Origin of the sequence: Bacillus horti (assembly GCF_030813115.1) — a bacterium.
Lineage (GTDB): Bacteria > Bacillota > Bacilli > Caldalkalibacillales > JCM-10596 > Bacillus_CH > Bacillus_CH horti.
In genome coordinates this window covers 26,343-47,201 of the sequence record NZ_JAUSTY010000007.1, presented here as the reverse complement: position 1 = coordinate 47,201, position 20,859 = coordinate 26,343, and the positions used below count along the sequence as shown (strand labels likewise).

General features: G+C 42.4%; 24 protein-coding genes. All 24 read right to left on the bottom strand.

The annotated features are described in order from the left end of the window. Positions 1–15: 15 nt before the first annotated feature. The 24 genes from rpsH to J2S11_RS09530 all read right to left on the bottom strand — a co-directional run bounded on the left by rpsH (position 16) and on the right by J2S11_RS09530 (position 20,828). A complete protein-coding gene (gene rpsH / locus J2S11_RS09645; RefSeq protein WP_307394020.1) occupies positions 16–414 on the bottom strand; it encodes a 30S ribosomal protein S8 in 399 nt (132 codons plus the stop codon). A 30-nt stretch (positions 415–444) separates the two neighbouring features. Further along, complete coding sequence (locus J2S11_RS09640; protein ID WP_307394018.1) at positions 445–630, bottom strand: type Z 30S ribosomal protein S14; 186 nt, start codon at positions 628–630, stop codon at positions 445–447. A 267-nt stretch (positions 631–897) separates the two neighbouring features. Next, entirely contained in the window at positions 898–1,440 is a 543-nt protein-coding gene (gene rplE / locus J2S11_RS09635) for a 50S ribosomal protein L5 (RefSeq protein WP_307394016.1), read from the bottom strand. A gap of 22 nt (positions 1,441–1,462) precedes the next feature. Beyond that, positions 1,463–1,774: a 50S ribosomal protein L24 gene (gene rplX, locus J2S11_RS09630; RefSeq protein WP_307394014.1), complete on the bottom strand. Its 312-nt coding sequence runs from the start codon at positions 1,772–1,774 to the stop codon at positions 1,463–1,465. A gap of 53 nt (positions 1,775–1,827) precedes the next feature. Further along, positions 1,828–2,196, bottom strand: coding sequence for a 50S ribosomal protein L14 (gene rplN / locus J2S11_RS09625; RefSeq protein WP_307394012.1), 369 nt, complete (start codon positions 2,194–2,196; stop codon positions 1,828–1,830). Positions 2,197–2,254: 58 nt separating this feature from the next. Continuing rightward, complete coding sequence (gene rpsQ / locus J2S11_RS09620; protein ID WP_307394010.1) at positions 2,255–2,518, bottom strand: 30S ribosomal protein S17; 264 nt, start codon at positions 2,516–2,518, stop codon at positions 2,255–2,257. Between the two features lie 17 nt (positions 2,519–2,535). Further along, positions 2,536–2,739 (bottom strand): 50S ribosomal protein L29, encoded by a 204-nt coding sequence (rpmC, locus tag J2S11_RS09615; RefSeq protein ID WP_307394008.1) that lies wholly within the window; start codon positions 2,737–2,739, stop codon positions 2,536–2,538. Then, entirely contained in the window at positions 2,729–3,163 is a 435-nt protein-coding gene (gene rplP / locus J2S11_RS09610) for a 50S ribosomal protein L16 (RefSeq protein ID WP_307394007.1), read from the bottom strand. The genes rpmC and rplP overlap by 11 nt, the downstream gene beginning before the upstream one ends. A 2-nt stretch (positions 3,164–3,165) precedes the next feature. Then, positions 3,166–3,825: a 30S ribosomal protein S3 gene (rpsC, locus tag J2S11_RS09605; protein WP_307394005.1), complete on the bottom strand. Its 660-nt coding sequence runs from the start codon at positions 3,823–3,825 to the stop codon at positions 3,166–3,168. Positions 3,826–3,828: 3 nt separating this feature from the next. After that, positions 3,829–4,170, bottom strand: coding sequence for a 50S ribosomal protein L22 (rplV, locus tag J2S11_RS09600; RefSeq protein ID WP_307394003.1), 342 nt, complete (start codon positions 4,168–4,170; stop codon positions 3,829–3,831). 25 nt (positions 4,171–4,195) lie between these two features. Then, positions 4,196–4,474, bottom strand: coding sequence for a 30S ribosomal protein S19 (gene rpsS / locus J2S11_RS09595; protein WP_307394000.1), 279 nt, complete (start codon positions 4,472–4,474; stop codon positions 4,196–4,198). A gap of 87 nt (positions 4,475–4,561) precedes the next feature. Continuing rightward, a complete protein-coding gene (gene rplB / locus J2S11_RS09590) occupies positions 4,562–5,392 on the bottom strand; it encodes a 50S ribosomal protein L2 (RefSeq protein ID WP_307393998.1) in 831 nt (276 codons plus the stop codon). A gap of 27 nt (positions 5,393–5,419) precedes the next feature. Beyond that, positions 5,420–5,710 (bottom strand): 50S ribosomal protein L23, encoded by a 291-nt coding sequence (rplW, locus tag J2S11_RS09585; RefSeq protein ID WP_307393997.1) that lies wholly within the window; start codon positions 5,708–5,710, stop codon positions 5,420–5,422. Beyond that, positions 5,710–6,333, bottom strand: a complete 624-nt coding sequence (gene rplD / locus J2S11_RS09580) for a 50S ribosomal protein L4 (RefSeq protein WP_307393995.1) — start codon at positions 6,331–6,333, stop codon at positions 5,710–5,712. Before rplD ends, rplW begins: the two co-directional genes overlap by 1 nt. Before the next feature lie 24 nt (positions 6,334–6,357). Beyond that, positions 6,358–6,984 carry a 50S ribosomal protein L3 gene (gene rplC / locus J2S11_RS09575; protein ID WP_307393993.1) on the bottom strand — a complete coding sequence of 209 codons (627 nt, stop codon included), beginning with the start codon at positions 6,982–6,984 and terminating at the stop codon, positions 6,358–6,360. A 54-nt stretch (positions 6,985–7,038) separates the two neighbouring features. Further along, positions 7,039–7,347: a 30S ribosomal protein S10 gene (rpsJ, locus tag J2S11_RS09570; protein ID WP_025028107.1), complete on the bottom strand. Its 309-nt coding sequence runs from the start codon at positions 7,345–7,347 to the stop codon at positions 7,039–7,041. A 384-nt stretch (positions 7,348–7,731) separates the two neighbouring features. Further along, complete coding sequence (gene tuf, locus J2S11_RS09565) at positions 7,732–8,922, bottom strand: elongation factor Tu (protein ID WP_307393990.1); 1,191 nt, start codon at positions 8,920–8,922, stop codon at positions 7,732–7,734. Positions 8,923–9,052: 130 nt separating this feature from the next. Next, on the bottom strand, positions 9,053–11,131 hold the full coding sequence (gene fusA / locus J2S11_RS09560; RefSeq protein ID WP_307393988.1) for an elongation factor G: 2,079 nt from the start codon (positions 11,129–11,131) through the stop codon (positions 9,053–9,055). 100 nt (positions 11,132–11,231) lie between these two features. Then, positions 11,232–11,702 (bottom strand): 30S ribosomal protein S7, encoded by a 471-nt coding sequence (gene rpsG, locus J2S11_RS09555; protein ID WP_307393986.1) that lies wholly within the window; start codon positions 11,700–11,702, stop codon positions 11,232–11,234. 62 nt (positions 11,703–11,764) lie between these two features. Then, positions 11,765–12,187 carry a 30S ribosomal protein S12 gene (rpsL, locus tag J2S11_RS09550; RefSeq protein WP_307393983.1) on the bottom strand — a complete coding sequence of 141 codons (423 nt, stop codon included), beginning with the start codon at positions 12,185–12,187 and terminating at the stop codon, positions 11,765–11,767. A 108-nt stretch (positions 12,188–12,295) separates the two neighbouring features. Next, positions 12,296–12,547 (bottom strand): 50S ribosomal protein L7ae-like protein, encoded by a 252-nt coding sequence (locus J2S11_RS09545; RefSeq protein ID WP_307393982.1) that lies wholly within the window; start codon positions 12,545–12,547, stop codon positions 12,296–12,298. A 237-nt stretch (positions 12,548–12,784) separates the two neighbouring features. After that, positions 12,785–16,417, bottom strand: coding sequence for a DNA-directed RNA polymerase subunit beta' (gene rpoC / locus J2S11_RS09540; RefSeq protein ID WP_307393981.1), 3,633 nt, complete (start codon positions 16,415–16,417; stop codon positions 12,785–12,787). Positions 16,418–16,452: 35 nt separating this feature from the next. Then, positions 16,453–19,992 carry a DNA-directed RNA polymerase subunit beta gene (rpoB, locus tag J2S11_RS09535; protein ID WP_307393978.1) on the bottom strand — a complete coding sequence of 1,180 codons (3,540 nt, stop codon included), beginning with the start codon at positions 19,990–19,992 and terminating at the stop codon, positions 16,453–16,455. Positions 19,993–20,219: 227 nt separating this feature from the next. Beyond that, positions 20,220–20,828 (bottom strand): class I SAM-dependent methyltransferase, encoded by a 609-nt coding sequence (locus tag J2S11_RS09530; RefSeq protein WP_307393976.1) that lies wholly within the window; start codon positions 20,826–20,828, stop codon positions 20,220–20,222. Between the last annotated feature and the right edge of the window lie 31 nt (positions 20,829–20,859).

The following is a 20,859-nucleotide window of genomic DNA, read 5'->3' as shown; positions in this document are numbered from 1 at the left end:
TCCCTCTAAACTATATTACCAAACGTATGCTAGTACTTCTCCACCGATGTTTTGCTGACGAGCTTCTTTGTCCGTCACAACACCTTTTGATGTAGAAATCAAAGCAACTCCAAGTCCTCCTAATACACGAGGAACCTCATTGTTTTTTGCATAAACACGTAAACCAGGCTTACTGATACGCTTAAGACCAGTAATTACACGCTCATCATTAGCACCATACTTAAGGAAGATACGAATGATCCCCTGTTTGTTATCTTCGATGAATTCAGAGTCACGTACAAACCCTTCACGTTTTAGAATGTTTGCAATCTCTTTTTTAATGTTAGAAGCCGGAACCTCTAGAGAATCGTGACGTACTGCGTTAGCATTACGAATACGAGTTAGCATGTCTGCAATTGGATCTGTCATTACCATTTATATTAACCTCCTTCCCTCTTGCCGGGATTACCAACTTGCTTTTCTAACACCCGGAATTTGACCTTTGTAAGCCAGTTCACGGAAACAAATACGGCAAATTCCAAACTTCCGCATGACAGAGTGTGGACGTCCACAGCGCTCACAGCGAGTATACGCTTGAACAGCAAACTTTGGACTACGCTTCTGCTTTGCGATCATTGATTTTTTCGCCACTCAATTTCCCTCCTTATTAGTTGACGCTACTACCTTTGAGTATCATCTAAGTGAAGTCAACATCCCGTGCATAGCGCAGCGGTTGTGTGCCTCCTTATTAGTTGATGCTTCTACTTTGAGCAACATCATTCGGAAATCAACATCCCGTGCATAGCGCAGCGGTCATGTGCCTCCTTATTAGTTGTTGCTGTTTCGAGCAACATCGTCGAGAAGTCAGCATCCTGTGCATTTTGCAGCAGACTGTGTCTTCTTATTTATTAGGGACTTTTACTTTTGGAACGGCATTCCTAGTTCCGTTAATAGTTCTTTACACTCTTCATCCGTTTGTGAAGTCGTTACGATAACGATATCCATTCCACGAACTTTATCTACTTTATCATACTCAATCTCTGGGAAAATCAATTGTTCTTTGATTCCTAGTGTGTAGTTTCCACGTCCATCAAATGATTTGTTAGATATACCGCGGAAGTCACGTACACGAGGCAGAGAAACGTTAAATAGTTTATCTAAGAAGTGATACATTCTTTGCCCGCGAAGTGTTACTTTCACACCGATTGGCATACCCTCACGGATTTTAAAGCCGGCAATAGATTTCTTCGCACGAGTAATAACTGGCTTTTGACCTGTAATCGTTTGAATATCCTCAACAGCTCCATCAAGAGCTTTTGAATTTCCTACCGCTTCACCAACACCCATGTTGATGACTACTTTTTCCACTCTAGGAACTTGCATCACTGAGTCGTACTTAAATTTTTCTGCTAATGAAGAAACAACTTCACTTTTGTACTTTTCTTGTAATCTTGACGCCATAGCTAATGACCTCCTTTCTTACTTACTTATCTAATTGCTCGCCGGATTTTCCAACACGTACTTTTTTACCGCTGTCTAAAACCTTGTAACCAACACGAGTTGGGTTTCCAGTCTTAGGATCGATCGGCATAACGTTTGATACGTGGATTGGCGCTTCTTGATTCACAATTCCACCCTGTGGATTTGTTTGAGAAGGCTTAGCATGCTTTTTCACCATGTTAATTCCTTCTACAAGAACACGATTATCTTTTGGAAAAGAAGCGATAACACGTCCCTTTTTACCTTTGTCCTTGCCTGTAATCACCATTACTGTGTCATCCTTTTTGACGTGCACAGTCGCACCTCCTTGCGGAACTGAATTTTTGTTTGTTATCTTTTAGACCGCTCTTAGATTACCTCAGGAGCTAGAGAAACAATCTTCATAAAATCTTTTTCACGAAGCTCACGAGCAACTGGTCCAAAAATACGAGTTCCACGAGGGCTTCTATCGTCTTTTACGATAACAGCTGCGTTTTCATCAAAACGGATGTATGAACCATCTTGACGACGTCGGCCACTTTTCGTACGAACGATAACAGCTCTTACTACATCGCCCTTTTTGACAACGCCTCCTGGTGTTGCTTGCTTAACAGAAGCAACAATGATGTCTCCAACATTCGCGTATTTACGGCCAGATCCACCCAATACCTTGATACAAAGAAGTTCTCTTGCACCGGAATTATCAGCTACTTTTAAACGTGTTTCAACTTGAATCATATCGTTTACCTCCTCTCAGGTCTGGAAGTATATCTCATTTGTCATACTTAATTTTTACTTAGATAATTACTGATTCTTCTACAACTTCAACTAAACGCCAGCGCTTATCCTTAGATATTGGGCGAGTTTCCATGATTTTTACAACATCACCAATTTTGGCTTGGTTGTTCTCGTCATGGGCTTTGAATTTCTTTGTATACTTAACGCGTTTCCCATATAGAGAATGCTTTTTATACGTTTCAACACTTACCGTAATTGTTTTGTCCATTTTGTCGCTTACTACTTTACCAGTACGAACCTTACGATTATTACGTTCTGTCACGTATAGAACCTCCTTCCTTAACCGTTATTTATTCCAAGTTCTCTTTCACGCAAAACCGTCTTTGCACGAGCGATATTCTTACGAATGTCACGAATGTGAAGTGGGTTATCTAATTGTCCGGTTGCTAATTGAAAACGGAGGTTAAATAGTTCTTCTTTCAAAGATGTTACTTTTTGCTCAATTTCGGAAGTGGTTAGGTTACGAATTTCTTCAGCTTTCATTTGCTTCACCACCCAATCCTTCACGTTTTACGAATTTTGTTTTCACTGGCAGCTTATGAGCAGCAAGTCTCATAGCTTCACGAGCAACCTCTTCAGGTACTCCAGCTAGTTCAAACATCACCTTACCAGGCTTAACAACAGCTACCCAACCTTCAGGCGCCCCTTTACCAGAACCCATTCGAACTTCTAAAGGTTTTGATGTATATGGCTTTGAAGGGAAAATTTTAATCCAAACTTTACCACCACGTTTGATGTAACGAGTCATCGCGATACGAGCCGCTTCAATCTGGCGGTTTGTAATCCAAGAAGCCTCTAATGCTTGTAAACCGTACTCACCAAAAGTCACTTCAGTTCCGCCTTTAGCTTTACCTCTCATGCGACCACGATGTTCTTTACGGTGTTTGACACGTTTAGGCATTAACATGATTATTTACCTCCTTCTGCTGCTTTAGTCCTCTTAGCAGGGAGCACCTCACCACGGTAAATCCAGATTTTCACGCCGATTTTTCCGTACGTTGTATCAGCTTCAGCTGTTCCGTAGTCGATATCAGCACGCAAAGTGTGTAGAGGAACTGTTCCTTCATTGTAGCCTTCGCTACGTGCGATGTCAGCGCCACCTAAACGACCACTTACCATGGTTTTAATTCCTTTTGCTCCTGCACGCATAGTACGCTGAATCGCTTGTTTCATAGCACGTCTGAAAGATACACGATTTTCTAATTGACGAGCGATGTTTTCGGCTACTAGCTTAGCGTCTAAGTCAGCATTTTTGATTTCGTTAATGTTGATGTGAACTCTTTTATCTGTTAAGTCATTTAAAGCTTTACGTAAAGCTTCTACTTCAGATCCACCTTTACCGATAACCATTCCTGGCTTCGCTGTGTGAACCGTTACGTTGACACGATTTGCAGCACGCTCGATTTCAATCGTTGAAACGGCAGCGTCTACTAGGCGTTTTTCAATATACTCACGAATTTTTAAGTCTTCATGTAAAAGTTTAGCGTAATCCTTACCCGCGTACCATCTGGATTCCCAGTCGCGAATAACACCAACTCGAAGACCTTTAGGGTTAACCTTTTGACCCACGCATTATCCCTCCTTCTTTTCAGTAACCACTAACGTAATGTGGCTCGTACGTTTGTTTATACGGCTTGCGCGTCCTTGTGCACGTGGACGAAATCTTTTTAACGTTGGACCTTCATCACAAGTAACCTTTGAGATAATTAAGCTATCCGGATTCATTTCGTAATTATGCTCTGCATTCGCAACAGCGGATAGTAATACTTTCTCGATTACAGGTGAAGCACCTTTCGGTGTATGCTTTAAAATCGCAATGGCCTCGCCTACTTGTTTACCTCGAATTAAGTCGATCACTAAACGGACTTTACGAGGAGCAATGCGCACGTATCTGGCAACAGCTTTTGCTTCCATGTACTGTACCTCCTCTCGGCTTCAATTAACGTCTTGTTTTTTTATCATCAGCAACGTGACTTTTGTAGGTTCTTGTTGGAGCAAATTCGCCCAGCTTGTGACCTACCATGTCTTCGCTCACAAATACAGGCACATGCTTACGACCATCATAAACCGCAATGGTATGCCCAATAAAATCAGGGAAGATAGTAGAGCGTCTAGACCAAGTCTTGATCAACTTCTTCTCATTCGTTTCATTTAAGGCTTCCACTTTTTTCATCAAGTGGTCATCTACAAAAGGTCCCTTTTTTAAACTACGACCCATTGAAAGTACCTCCCTTCAAGTTTACAGTTCAATCGCCTACCCTCTCATTCCTATGAGTGGAAGCAATTTAGTTTCTAGCTACTTCGATTACTTTTTACGACGACGAACAATATACTTATCGGATTGGTTGTTCTTCTTACGAGTTTTGTAACCAAGTGTTGGTTTACCCCAAGGAGTCATTGGAGACTTACGTCCGATAGGAGCTTTACCTTCACCACCACCGTGTGGGTGATCTACTGGGTTCATTACAGAACCACGAACTGTTGGGCGGATACCCTTCCAACGATTACGTCCTGCTTTACCAATGTTGATTAACTCGTGATCAAGGTTTCCAACCTGACCGATCGTCGCACGACATTCCTTACGAATTAAGCGAGTCTCACCAGATTTAAGACGAATGATTGCATAATCGCCATCACGACCAAGCAATTGAGCCTCTGCACCAGCTGCACGAACTAATTGTCCACCTTTACCAGCCTTCATCTCAATGTTATGAATCGTTGTACCTACTGGAATATTTTCAAGTGGTAACGCATTACCTCTTTTAATATCAGCTTTTGGTCCAGACTCAATCACATCTCCAACCTTTAATCCGTTTGGATGTAAGATGTAACGCTTTTCTCCATCAGCATAGTGAATCAGAGCGATGTTAGCGGAACGGTTTGGATCATACTCGACTGTAGCAACGCGTCCAGGTATTCCATCTTTAGTCCGTTTGAAATCGATGATTCTGTATTTACGCTTGTGCCCACCACCTTGATGGCGAACTGTAATTCTACCGTTATTGTTACGACCAGCTTTACTATGAAGTGGCGCTAGTAACGATTTTTCTGGTTGATCTGTTGTAATTTCTTCAAATGTTGAAACAGACATTCCACGGCGACCAGCTGAGGTCGGTTTATACTTTTTAATAGCCATGGTGTGTTCCTCCTTTCAATTTAATTCTTATACACCCTCGAAGAACTCAAGAGGCTTGCTATCTGCTGTAAGTGTGATAAATGCTTTCTTTTTAGCAGCTGTAAACCCGTTATGACGACCAAATCTCTTTGGCTTCTTTCTAACGTTAAGTGTGTTTACGTTCGCTACCTTCACATCAAAGATTTGCTCTACAGCTTTTTTGATTTCAACTTTGTTGGCACGTACATCTACGTAAAATGCGTATTTGTTTTCAGCCATCATGTCCGTTGTTTTTTCTGTAACGATAGGGCGCTTAATGATATCGCGTGGATCCTTCATTATGCAAGCACCTCCTCTATCTTCGCAACAGCTTCTTTCGTTACAATGAACTGATCGTGATAGATCACGTCAAGTACATTGATTCCGTCTGCTGCTACTAATTTTACTCCTGGAATGTTACGTACGGATAACGCTAGGTTATCATCAAATGTTCCAGTTACGATTAATACTTTTCTTCCTGCGTTTAAGCCTGTTAATACCTGTACCATTTCCTTCGTCTTAGGAGCGGATAGCTCTAAGCCCTCTAGTACTTTAATTTCATCGTTTTGTACTTTAGAAGATAACGCTGATCTTAAAGCTAGACGACGAACTTTTTTAGGTAGTTTATAAGAATAGCTGCGAGGTGTTGGTCCAAATACAGTTCCACCACCTACCCATTGTGGAGAACGAATAGATCCTTGACGCGCACGTCCAGTTCCTTTTTGTTTCCACGGCTTACGTCCACCACCACGAACTTCAGAACGGTTTTTCACGTCATGAGTTCCTTGGCGCTGAGACGCTTGCTGCATCACGATAGCATCATGAAGTACATGTGTGTTAGGCTCAATGCCGAAAATGGAATCTGCTAATTCAATTTCCCCAACAGCTGATCCACTTTGGTTGTATAATGCTACTTTAGGCATTACATTTCCTCCTTTCTTCTACAGTTAGTTCTTCACTGAAGATTTCACAGTTACAAAGCTATTTTTCGCTCCAGGAATTGCACCTTTAACTAATAATAGATTGCGTTCTGCGTCTACTTTTACTACTTCTAAACCTTGGATCGTAATGTTTTCTCCACCCATACGACCAGGTAATGCTTTTCCTTTGAATACACGAGCCGCATCTACAGCTCCCATAGAACCAGGACGACGGTGGTAACGAGAACCGTGAGACATAGGTCCACGAGATTGACCATGGCGCTTGATAACACCTTGGAATCCTTTACCTTTACTCACACCTGATACGTCAACCTTTTCTCCTGCTTCAAACAAGCTTGCTTTGACTTCCTGACCAATTTCGTAGCCGCTTAAGTCTACGTTACGAATTTCTTTAATGAAGCGCTTAGGTGCAGTGTTTGCTTTTTTCGCATGTCCTGCTTCAGGTTTGTTAGCACGGTGCTCTTTCTTGTCGCCAAATCCTAATTGAACCGCTTCGTAGCCGTCCGTTTCTACATCCTTCTTTTGAAGAACAACGTTAGGACCTGCTTCAATAACAGTTACAGGAAGAACAATCCCGTTTTCACCGAACACTTGAGTCATACCTAGTTTTTTCCCTAAGATTCCTTTGGTCATGATAGCCACCTCCTATTAAATATGATCTTTTTGCCATTATTTTAATTTTTGTTCTTATAGTTTAATTTCGATGTCCACACCAGACGGCAAGTCTAAACGCATTAAAGCATCTACAGTTTGCGGTGTTGGATTCACGATATCGATTAGACGCTTGTGCGTTCTCATCTCAAATTGCTCACGAGAGTCCTTGTATTTGTGCACCGCACGTAAAATAGTGTAAACCGCTTTTTCTGTAGGTAGTGGAATAGGCCCAGAAACATTTGCTCCTGAACGTTTTGCAGTTTCAACGATCTTTTCTGCAGATTGATCCAAAACCCTGTGATCATAAGCCTTTAAACGAATGCGAATCTTTTGTTTTGCCATGTGTTTCCCTCCTTCTTCGCCCAATTTAGAATTAGACTTCTCCGTAGAAATTTTCCAACTCCCCCGCCATGGCAAAGGGGCCGGGTGTGTCGGTAACCTCCTACTTCAACGCAACCACATTCAACAGACACCATTTATAAAAATCGTGTTTTGTACGTTTCTATAAGATCTCTGTCAGATAGGCACTCAAATAGTTTATAACAAATATGTTTAAAATGCAAGCAATCTAGGAATTTTATTTTCAAGAATAACATGGTAGACGTATTGGTAGACTTTTTAATAGAGATTTCGATGAATTTGCTTGTGAATTCAAAAGAAAAGCTAAAAGAGCGCTCAAATAAGAGCGCTCTTTCTATTCATCAATTTACACTTTATAGTGTAAGATTAGCCGATGATTTTAGCAACTGCACCAGCACCAACTGTACGTCCGCCTTCACGGATCGCAAAACGAGTACCTTCTTCAATCGCGATAGGAGCGATTAGTTCTACAGTCATTTCGATGTTGTCCCCAGGCATAACCATTTCTACTCCTTCAGGAAGTTGAATGATTCCTGTAACGTCAGTTGTACGGAAGTAGAACTGTGGACGGTAGTTAGCGAAGAATGGAGTGTGACGTCCACCCTCTTCTTTACTTAATACGTATACTTGAGCCGTAAATTTTTGGTGAGCTTTCACTGTACCAGGCTTGATTAAAACTTGACCACGTTGGATTTCTTCACGGTCAACACCACGAAGTAATGCACCAATGTTGTCTCCAGCTTCAGCTTGGTCAAGAAGCTTACGGAACATTTCTACTCCAGTACAAGTTGATTGTTTTGGCTCTTCAGTTAAACCAAGGATCTCGATTGGGTCACCAACTTTGATCACACCACGCTCAACACGACCAGTAGCAACTGTACCACGACCAGTGATTGAGAATACGTCCTCAACAGGCATTAAGAAAGGCTTGTCAGTTTGACGCTCTGGAGTTGGGATGAAAGAGTCAACAGCTTCCATAAGCTCAAGAATTTTGTTACCCCACTCACTAGATGGATCTTGTAAAGCTTTAAGAGCAGATCCTTTGATTACTGGAGCGTCATCTCCTGGGAAATCGTACTCAGAAAGAAGGTCACGAACTTCCATTTCAACTAACTCAAGTAGTTCTTCGTCATCAACCATGTCACATTTGTTTAGGAACACAACGATGTGTGGAACCCCTACTTGACCAGAAAGTAGAATGTGCTCACGAGTTTGTGGCATTGGACCGTCAGCAGCAGATACTACTAGGATCGCTCCGTCCATTTGTGCAGCACCAGTGATCATGTTTTTAACATAGTCAGCGTGACCTGGGCAGTCAACGTGTGCATAGTGACGATTGTCAGTTTCATACTCAACGTGTGCTGTAGAGATTGTGATACCACGCTCACGCTCTTCTGGAGCACCATCGATTTGATCGTATGCACGTGCTTCTGCTTTACCAGATTGTGCAAGTACTGCTGTAATAGCAGCTGTTAAAGTTGTTTTACCGTGGTCAACGTGACCAATAGTACCAATATTAGCATGTGGCTTGGTACGTTCGAATTTTGCTTTACCCATTATTATTTCCTCCTTATAAATAAGAGAATCGTATTTTTATTTTTATCTAAAGGGAGTAACACTTCTCTACTAGAGAGTGAATCCTCCCTTAGCTTATAACATTGTTCGTTAAAAAACAATCTTTTCTAGCTTACTCGCCAGTAGATTTTTTCACGATTTCTTCCGTCACAGATTTAGGAGCTTCTTCATAGTGATCAAAGTGCATGGAGTATGTTCCACGACCTTGTGTTTTTGAACGAAGTGTTGTAGCGTATCCGAACATTTCTGCTAGTGGAACCATCGCACGAACGATCTGTGCATTACCACGAGCATCCATTCCTTCAATACGACCACGACGAGAGTTCACATCACCCATAACGTCTCCCATATACTCTTCAGGAACAATAACTTCTACTTTCATGATTGGCTCAAGAAGAACCGGGTTACATTTGCTCTTAGCCGCTTTAAGCGCCATAGAACCTGCAATTTTGAACGCCATTTCGTTGGAATCCACGTCATGATAGCTTCCATCAAAAACAGTAGCTTTTAAATCAATAACTTGGTAGCCAGCTAGCATCCCGTTTTGCATAGATTCTTCAATACCTTGTTGTACGGCTGGAATATATTCTCTTGGAATAGATCCACCAACTACTTTGTTTTCGAAGACAAATCCGCCACCTACTTCAAGAGGCTCGAATTCAACCCATACGTGACCATATTGTCCACGACCACCAGATTGACGTACGAATTTACCTTCTACTTTAGCAGAAGTTTTGATTGTTTCTTTGTAAGCAACCTGAGGCTTACCTACGTTCGCTTCAACCTTAAACTCACGACGCATACGGTCTACAAGGACGTCTAAGTGAAGCTCTCCCATACCCTCGATAACCGTTTGACCTGTTTCTTGGTCAGTTTGTGTACGGAAAGTAGGATCTTCTTCAGCAAGCTTAGATAAAGCGATACCCATTTTATCTTGGTCAGCTTTCGTTTTCGGCTCGATAGCAAGTTTGATAACCGGCTCTGGGAAGGTCATGGACTCAAGGATAACTGGGTCTTTCTCTCCACAAAGCGTATCTCCTGTAGTTGTATCTTTTAGACCAACTGCAGCAGCGATATCTCCTGCGTAAACCTGAGAAATTTCCTCACGAGAGTTGGCGTGCATTTGTAGGATACGACCTACACGCTCACGCTTGCCTTTCGTAGAGTTCAGGACATAAGATCCTGAATTCAAAATTCCAGAATATACGCGGAAGAATGTTAGCTTACCAACGTATGGATCCGTCATAATCTTAAATGCTAACGCAGAGAATGGTGCTTCATCGCTTGATTCACGAACAGTCTCCTCACCAGAATCAGGAAGAGTACCTTTAATAGCCGGTACATCGATTGGTGATGGTAGGAAATCGATAACAGCATCAAGCATGATTTGTACACCTTTGTTTTTAAAGGCTGATCCGCAAAGAACTGGGTAGAACTCTACGTTACAAGTCCCTTTACGAATTCCTGCTTTGATTTCCTCGTTCGTAAGCTCTTCTCCACCAAGATATTTCTCTAGTAAATCCTCATCAAGCTCAGCTACTGCTTCAATAAGCTTTTCACGATACTCTTGTGCCTGTTCCATATATTCTTCTGGAATATCACGCACTTGAATGTCTGTTCCAAGATCATTTCCGTAGAAAGTAGCTTTCATCTCAATAAGATCGATAATTCCTTCGAATTGATCCTCAGCACCAATAGGAAGCTGGATCGGATGAGCATTGGCTTGTAGACGATCATGAATCGTACCTACAGAGTACAAAAAGTCTGCTCCAAGCTTATCCATTTTGTTAACGAATACGACACGAGGTACTTTATACGTAGTAGCTTGACGCCAAACCGTTTCTGTTTGAGGCTCAACACCAGATTGAGCATCAAGAACAGCTACAGCACCATCAAGAACACGCAATGAACGTTCAACTTCAACAGTGAAGTCTACGTGGCCTGGTGTATCAATAATGTTAACACGGTGATTTTTCCATTGAGCTGTTGTCGCAGCAGATGTGATCGTGATTCCACGCTCTTGCTCCTGCTCCATCCAGTCCATTTGAGAAGCACCTTCATGTGTTTCACCAATTTTGTGAATACGTCCTGTATAGTAAAGAATACGTTCTGTTGTTGTCGTTTTACCCGCATCGATGTGGGCCATGATTCCAATGTTACGCGTATTCTTTAAGGAGAACTCTCTAGCCATTGGTTATGTCTCCTTCCATAAGTATGATTAGTTTTATATAAAACGTAACCCCTTCTGTCCAGCTGTACAAAATCTACAGCAGGACAATAGAGGGATCATCCTACCAACGGTAGTGAGCAAACGCTTTGTTTGCTTCTGCCATTTTGTGTACATCTTCACGCTTCTTCACAGCTGCACCAGTATTGTTAGATGCATCTAGGATTTCAGCAGCAAGACGCTCTTCCATCGTTTTTTCTCCACGAAGACGAGCATAGTTAACTAACCAACGCAGTCCTAGTGTCGTACGACGCTCAGGTCTTACTTCAACCGGTACTTGATAGTTGGAACCACCTACACGGCGAGCTCTAACCTCAAGAACTGGCATGATGTTTTTCAAGGCTTGATCAAAAACTTCCATTGGATCTTGTCCTGAACGCTCTTGAATCAAATCAAAGGAATTATATAGAATCGTTTGCGCTACTCCTCTTTTACCATCAAGCATGATACGATTAATTAAACGAGTTACTAGCTTGCTGTTGTGAACCGGATCAGGTAAAACGTCACGGCGCGTTACGGGTCCTTTACGAGGCATATGATTTCCCTCCTTTTCTTCATATTGTGACTCATCTTCTAGATGTAGCCCAAGTGTCAAGCTTATTTCTTAGCTTCTTTTGGTCTCTTCGTTCCGTACTTAGAACGAGCTTGCATACGGTTTTGTACACCCGCTGTATCTAAAGCACCACGGATAATATGGTAACGTACCCCCGGTAAGTCCTTAACACGTCCACCACGGATCAGTACCACGCTGTGCTCTTGTAGGTTGTGTCCAATTCCAGGAATGTAAGCTGTAACCTCGATTCCGTTAGATAGCTTAACACGCGCATATTTACGAAGCGCTGAGTTCGGCTTCTTCGGAGTCATCGTTCCCACACGTGTACAAACACCACGCTTTTGTGGAGAGCTTTGATCCGTTTGCTCCTTTTTAAAGCTGTTTAGGCCTTTTTGAAGAGCTGGTGAAGTAGATTTCTCAACCTTTGCTTTACGACCTTGTCTAACTAGCTGATTAATTGTAGGCATTCATCGCACCTCCTTCCAAAGTTTTTTATGCTCACAGATCCAGGTGGTTCATTCTAGTACAAAAGTAAAGTTTTTGCCCCGAATCTATTCCGGACAAAAACGTAAGGTCTACTCTTTTCTAAGAGCCACCGTAGCTGCTCCTACTTCAATTCCGCATATCCGCCCTAGCTTATTCATAGAGTCAACATACGAAACAAGAATCTGTTTGGCTTCACATTGCTGCAGGACCTTCTGAATAAGTTTAGGATCTGCATCTCGGGCCACAATCACTTCTGCTGCTTCATTTAATTCAATAGCCTTCAGTGTTTGCTTTAAACCGATTTTTCGTTCTTTAGCCTGTTTTACTTTATCATAAGACATTCAGAAATCCTCCAAAGTAGTTAGGCGTTAAGCACACTAAGATATAGTAGCATCTCCTTGTGTACCATGTCAATATTTTATTAAAGCTTTTTTATGGGTAAACAGGGCAGAAAGCACACATGAGAGATATTTCCTCATTAATCGTGTGCTTTCTGCTTGTTACCTTACATTACTTCTTCCTCTATCACTAACGTATCAAGAGTGAGATGGAACATATAGTTCCCTTCTACATGAAGGTTACTCAGCTACAACTGGATCAAGCTGATCCTCAGAAAGCTCTGAGCCTTCAGCACCTTGCTGTTCACCTTCAATCACTAGATCAACCTGTCTATAGCGACTCATTCCTGTTCCTGCAGGAATCAGTTTACCGATAATTACATTCTCCTTCAAGCCAAGAAGTTCATCACGTTTACCTTTAATAGCAGCGTCTGTAAGAACTCTTGTCGTTTCCTGGAAGGAAGCGGCTGATAAGAAGGAATCCGTTTCTAGGGATGCTTTGGTAATACCTAGCAATACTGGACGCGCGGTAGCAGGTACCCCTCCATCAATGAGCACACTACGGTTAGCTTCTTCGTAATCATGCATATCGATAAATGAACCTGGTAGCAGGTTTGTATTACCAGCGTCACCAACACGGATTTTACGGAGCATTTGACGCACCATAACCTCAACGTGCTTATCACCGATTTCTACCTCTTGCATACGGTATACCTTTTGTACTTCCTTCAATAGATATTCCTGTACTCCGCCGATTCCACGGATTTTGAGAAGCTCCTTCGGATCTACGGAGCCTTCCGTTAGCTCCTGTCCAGCTTCCACCTTATCTCCTTCTGCCACACGCAGCCTTGAACCATAAGGTACAGGGTAGTTCCGAGTTTCAACATCACCCTGAATCACAATTTCACGACGATCCTTCACTTCACGAACTTCAGCCACGATACCTTCAAGCTCAGAAATAACGGACTGACCTTTCGGGTTTCTAGCTTCAAAAAGCTCCTGGATACGCGGTAAACCTTGTGTAATATCGTCCCCGGCAACTCCACCTGTATGGAACGTACGCATCGTCAGCTGTGTTCCAGGTTCACCGATAGATTGAGCAGCAATGATTCCTACTGCTTCACCAATCTCAACCTGATTTCCTGTTGCTAGGTTACGTCCATAACATCTTTGACAAGCACCGTGTCTCGTACGACATGTAAAGACAGAACGAATACGTACCGTTTCAACTCCAGCAGACACAATCTCATTAGCTATGTCTTCGGTAATTAGCTCATTAGGTCGTATAATAACGGCTTTTGTCTCTGGATGCTTCACTGTTTCGAATGAATTACGCCCTACAAGACGATCGTAAAGATCCTCAATAACTTCACGGCCTTCTTTAATGGCAGCTACCGTCAGACCGCGGTCAGTACCACAATCATTTTCACGGATAATTACATCTTGCGCTACATCAACTAGACGACGTGTTAAATATCCTGAGTCAGCTGTTTTTAAAGCCGTATCCGCTAGTCCTTTACGAGCTCCGTGTGTAGAGATAAAGTACTCTAGTACCGTTAGCCCCTCACGGAAACTTGATGTGATTGGAATCTCAATAATTTTACCAGACGGGTTAGCCATTAATCCACGCATACCCGCAAGCTGTGTAAAGTTAGAGTCATTACCACGAGCACCTGAGTCTGACATCATGAAGATCGGATTTAAGCGGTCTAAGGATTTCTTCAGCTTCGCTTGAATGACATCCTTCGCTTTACTCCAGATAGAAATAACACGATCATAACGCTCTTCTTCAGTAATCAAACCACGACGATACTGACGTAAAACAACTTCAACTTCTTTTTCAGCCTGCTCTAGAATTTCCTTCTTCTCTGACAATACCACGATATCAGATACACCAACGGTAATCCCTGCTTTTGTGGAATAAGCAAAGCCTAGGTCCTTCAAGCGATCTAGCATTTTTGAGGTTTCCGTAATATGGAATCGTTTAAAGCATTCCGCAATCACGTCTCCAAGGAAGCCTTTCTTGCAAGGAGATACGATGTCTAGGTTCTTAATGAACTCTTTTACATCGGCTCCTTTGTCGAAAATAAAGTATTTATCAGGTGTTTGGACCTGTAGGTTTTCATTTGTAGGCTCATTAATGTACGGGAACGTTTCTGGTAAAATTTCATTAAAGATCATTTTACCAACGGTAGTCACCAATAAGGCTTCTTCCTGTTCCTTTGTAAACGTGAGCTTGTTTAATGATTTAGGACGTACAGCTACTCTTGTGTGTAAGTGTACATACCCATTTTGATAAGCCGAGATCGCTTCAGCTGGGTTGTTAAACGTACTTCCTTCACCAGGAGCACCCTCCTGCTCAAGTGTGATATAGTAGTTTCCTAATACCATATCCTGTGAAGGCGTAACAACTGGCTTTCCATCTTTCGGATTCAGAATGTTTTGTGCCGCTAGCATCAAGATACGAGCTTCAGCCTGTGCCTCAGCAGAAAGCGGTACGTGAACAGCCATTTGGTCTCCATCAAAGTCAGCGTTATAAGCTGTACATACTAATGGATGAAGCTTAATCGCACGTCCTTCAACTAGAGTCGGCTCAAACGCCTGAATTCCAAGTCTGTGAAGCGTAGGGGCACGGTTTAATAGCACCGGATGCTCCTTAATAACCTCTTCTAGCACATCCCATACCTCAGGGTTTACGCGCTCTACTTTTCTCTTGGCACTCTTAATATTATGAGCAACACCTTTAGCTACAAGCTCCTTCATCACGAAAGGCTTAAATAGCTCAAGAGCCATTTCCTTTGGTAATCCACACTGATACATTTTCAAATGTGGACCAACCACGATAACGGAACGACCAGAATAGTCAACACGCTTACCAAGAAGGTTTTGACGGAAGCGTCCTTGCTTTCCTTTTAGCATATGGCTCAAGGATTTCAATGGACGATTTCCTGGCCCTGTTACCGGACGACCACGACGGCCATTATCAATTAACGCATCAACAGCTTCCTGCAGCATTCTTTTTTCATTCTGAACAATAATCTCAGGAGCCCCTAAATCTAATAGACGCTTCAAGCGATTATTACGGTTAATCACACGACGATACAGGTCATTTAAATCAGACGTAGCAAAACGACCACCGTCAAGCTGAACCATTGGACGAAGCTCAGGAGGAATAACAGGTAGTACGTCAAGAATCATCCAAGAAGGCTCGTTTCCAGAGTGACGGAACGCTTCAATCACTTCAAGACGTTTGATCGCACGGTTACGACGTTGCCCCTGTGCTGTTTTTAGCTCTTCTTTCAGGGCGTTAACCTCTTTCTCAATATCAATATCAAGTAAAAGGGCTTTAATCGCTTCCGCACCCATTCCCGCTCTAAACGTTTGACCGTATTTCTCACGGTAGTTACGGTACTCTTTTTCAGAAAGTAGTTGTTTTTTCTCAAGTGGTGTTTCACCAGGATCAACCACGACATAAGAAGCAAAATAAATCACTTCTTCTAAAGAACGCGGACTCATGTCTAAGCATAGCCCCATACGGCTAGGAATCCCTTTGAAATACCAAATGTGAGAAACAGGGGCAGCAAGCTCAATATGCCCCATTCTTTCACGTCTCACCTTGGAGCGAGTAACCTCTACTCCACAACGGTCACACACTACACCTTTATAGCGAACACGCTTATATTTTCCGCAGTGACATTCCCAGTCCTTTTGCGGTCCAAAAATTTTCTCACAGAACAAGCCTTCCTTTTCCGGCTTGAGTGTACGATAGTTAATCGTTTCTGGCTTCTTGACCTCTCCACGTGACCAAGATCGAATCTTATTCGGCGATGCTAATCCAATCTGCATGTACTCAAAATTATTGACATCTATCAAGGAGCATACCTCCTACTTTTTCGCAATATGTTCTCTTATTCACTAGCTTCGTTGGCTTCAAGATTCAGGTTCAGCTTTTCGTTCGTCTGATCTTCCTCTTCGTCTGTCTCTCTCATGTCAATCTCTTCTTCATCAGAGGAAAGGATTTTCACATCCATTCCTAAGCTTTGAAGCTCTTTGATCAATACTTTAAAGGATTCAGGTACACCTGGCTCAGGGACGTTTTCTCCTTTAACGATCGCTTCATACGTCTTCACACGTCCAACAATATCATCCGATTTCACAGTCAGGATCTCCTGAAGCGTGTAAGCTGCTCCGTACGCTTCAAGTGCCCAAACCTCCATCTCTCCAAAACGCTGACCACCAAATTGAGCTTTACCACCCAATGGCTGCTGTGTAACTAGAGAGTAAGGTCCTGTAGAACGAGCGTGGATCTTATCATCGACCATGTGAGCCAGCTTAATCATATACATGATCCCTACAGACACGCGGTTATCAAACTGCTCCCCTGTTCGACCATCAAAGAGGGCTGTTTTTCCGTCTGGATCCATTCCCGCTTCCTCAACAGTAGACCAAATGTCTTCCTCACGCGCTCCATCAAAAACAGAAGTAGCCATGTGTTGACCAAGCTTTCTACCGGCCATACCTAAGTGAAGCTCAAGCACCTGACCGATGTTCATCCGTGAAGGAACCCCTAGAGGATTTAACATGACGTCAAGTGGCGTACCGTCTGGCATGTAAGGCATATCCTCTTCAGGCATAATCCGAGCGATAACCCCTTTATTACCGTGACGACCAGCCATCTTATCCCCTTCGGAAATCTTTCTCTTCTGTACGATATAGACACGCACAAGCTGATTAACTCCTGGCGGAAGCTCATCTCCATTTGCTCTAGTGAATACTTTAACGTCTAAGATAATTCCTGATCCACCGTGTGGAACTCTTAGTGATGTATCACGAACCTCTCTTGCTTTTTCACCGAAAATAGCGTGTAGCAAGCGCTCCTCAGCCGTTAATTCAGTTACTCCTTTTGGAGTTACTTTTCCAACTAAGATATCTCCATCATTAATCTCTGCACCGATACGGATAATGCCTCGCTCATCCAGGTTCTTCAGGGCATCTTCCCCTACATTTGGAATATCACGTGTGATTTCCTCTGGACCAAGCTTCGTATCACGGGCTTCAGACTCATACTCTTCGATATGGATTGATGTATACACATCATCCTTAACTAAACGTTCGCTAAGAATAATCGCATCCTCAAAGTTATAGCCTTCCCAGGTCATGAATCCAACAAGGACATTTTGACCTAAAGCAAGCTCACCCTTCTCCATGGAAGGTCCGTCGGCAAGGATTTCTCCTTTTTCAACTCTTTCACCCACACTTACGATAGGACGCTGATTATATGAAGTTCCTTGATTGGATCTTTGATATTTGAGCAAGCGATATTTATCTAACTCGCCTTGTACTTCTTTGCCATCTACTGTGGCGATACGACGCAACCAAATTTCCTTGGCCGTTACTCTTTCAATCACTCCAGCATGCTTTGAAACAACCGCAGCTCCAGAGTCCTTCGCCGCTTTATACTCCATCCCTGTTCCGACAATAGGAGAGCGCGGGATAAGAAGTGGGACTGCTTGACGTTGCATGTTCGCACCCATCAGAGCACGGTTGGAGTCATCATTCTCTAAGAACGGAATACACGCCGTCGCTACAGAAACAACCTGTTTAGGAGAAACGTCCATGTAATCAACACGTTCATTTGACACCGTTAGAATGTCATCCTTGAAACGTGATACAACTTGCTCATTCACAAAACGACCATCCTCTGTTAGTAGAGCATTAGCCTGAGCGATAATAAAATTATCCTCTTCATCAGCTGTCAAATAATCGATTTGTGCTGTAACTGTATTTGTATCATGATCTACCTTACGATAAGGCGTTTCGATAAACCCATATTCATTCACTCTAGCAAAGGATGAAAGGGAGTTAATTAAACCGATGTTTGGTCCCTCTGGAGTCTCAATCGGACACATACGACCATAGTGAGAGTGATGCACGTCACGCACTTCAAAACCAGCACGTTCACGCGTTAATCCACCAGGTCCTAAAGCAGACAAACGTCTCTTGTGCGTAAGCTCTGCTAATGGATTCGTTTGATCCATGAACTGAGATAATTGAGAGCTTCCGAAGAACTCTTTAATAGCCGCTATCACGGGACGTATATTAATCAAAGCCTGTGGTGTAATCGCATTGGCATCCTGAATGGACATACGCTCACGTACAACTCTTTCCATACGTGAAAGACCAATTCTAAATTGATTCTGCAGTAGCTCTCCTACAGAACGCAAACGACGATTTCCAAGGTGGTCAATATCATCCGTGCTTCCTACGCCATGCAATAAATTAATAAAATAATTAATTGAGGCAATAATATCAGCAGGTGTAATATGCTTTACCTTTTTATCGACAAGGGCATTCGAAATAACCTTAATGATCTCTTCATCATCCTGATCAGCTGGAGAATAGATATCAATGCTTTGTAAATCGATATCTCCTTCTAGTACACCTTCATTAGGGCGCGCTTTTTTCAGGTTAATTCCGTTTTCTAAATAAGGGATAAGCTTGTTTAAGACACGTCGATCTAAAGTCTGACCTGTCTCAGCTATAATTTCTCCTGTTTCAGGATCGGCAAGCGTCTCAGCTACACGCTGATTAAACAAGCGATTCTTAATATGGAGCTTTTTATTTATCTTATAACGCCCAACATTCGCTAAATCGTAGCGCTTCGGGTCGAAGAATCTTGATTCTAATAAACTTTTTGCATTATCTATCGTTGGTGGCTCTCCTGGACGTAATCTTTCATAGATTTCGATAAGAGCTTTGTCTGTAGAGTCGGTATTATCCTTCTCTAACGTGTTGCGCATATATTGATTTTCACCAAACAGATTAATAATTTCTTGATCACTACTAAAGCCTAAAGCACGAAGAAGAACGGTCACGGGTAGCTTTCTTGTCCGGTCAATACGCACATAGATGATATCCTTAGCATCCGTTTCAAGCTCTAACCAGGCACCACGGTTTGGAATAACAGTTGCTGTATATCCCATTTTACCGTTTTTATCCATCTTTTTACTAAAGTAAACACTTGGAGAACGAACAAGCTGACTGACAATAACACGCTCAGCACCATTAATAATAAATGTTCCTGTGTCTGTCATCAGTGGGAAATCTCCCATAAACACTTCTTGTTCCTTAACCTCACCTGTCTCCTTGTTAATGAGACGTACTTTCACTCGTAGAGGTGCAGCGTAAGTAACATCACGCTCCTTAGACTCTTCTACAGAGTATTTAGGCTCACCTAAGCTATAATCAATAAACTCAAGAACTAGATTTCCTGTGAAATCCTGAATAGGAGAGATTTCTTGGAACATCTCTCTTAGCCCCTCATCTAAAAACCATTGATAGGAAGCCTCTTGAATTTCGATAAGATTCGGTAAGTCTAATACCTCTTTAATTCTGGAGTAGCTTCTTCTTTGTCGGTATCTTCCATACTGAACAAGTTGACCTGCCACATCATTCACCCCTCGTACGTGGTATTGCGGAAAACAAAAAGAAAAAATGGGTTATAGTAACCTCATTTACAAACTAACGCTCTATTATTGTAGATTTACCGAAATTGAAACCTTTCATACCTTGCAATTTTCATAAATCTACTTGACAAACAGAGAAAAGGCATTCTAAAAATCTATCTATATTGGCATTTTATAAGGTTATCACAAATCCGAAATCCAGTCAATATTTATGTTTTTTGCCCCTTTTTTGCTCGAAAGATACGATATCCTTTCTTTTTTGTAACCTCTTCAACTTTTTCATATAACTCTTCTAGCTTGGCAAAAGCAGACGGCGAGCCTTGTTTTTTCTGAATCACAACCCATAGCTCTCCACCATCGTTCAACGCTTCATCCGCTTGCTCGAACAGCCCATGAACCACATCCTTGCCAGCGCGTATCGGCGGATTTGAAAGAATGATATCAAACGTTTGACCTTGAAGCTTTTCTAATAGATTACTTTCTAAAATCCTTACGTTTGACAGCTGGTTTAGTTCCGCGTTCTTTTGGCATAGGTGTAGAGCCCTTTCATTAATATCAACCATCGTTACCTGCCTTGCAGGAGATTCTTTGGCTAAGCTTAAACCTATTGGACCATACCCACAGCCTACATCTAAAATTCGCGCTGCTTCTCCTACCTCCGCATACTCGATTAAGAGCTGAGATCCAAAATCTACACCTTTCTTTGAAAACACTCCGCGATCTGTGTAAAAGCGTAGGTCTTGATCTCTCAAGCGGACATGAAGGAGGGCCTCCTGGCTTGAGGTTTGAGGTTGCTTAGAATAATAATGATCGGACATTCGTATCGCTCCTTACTGCTGAATAAAAAAG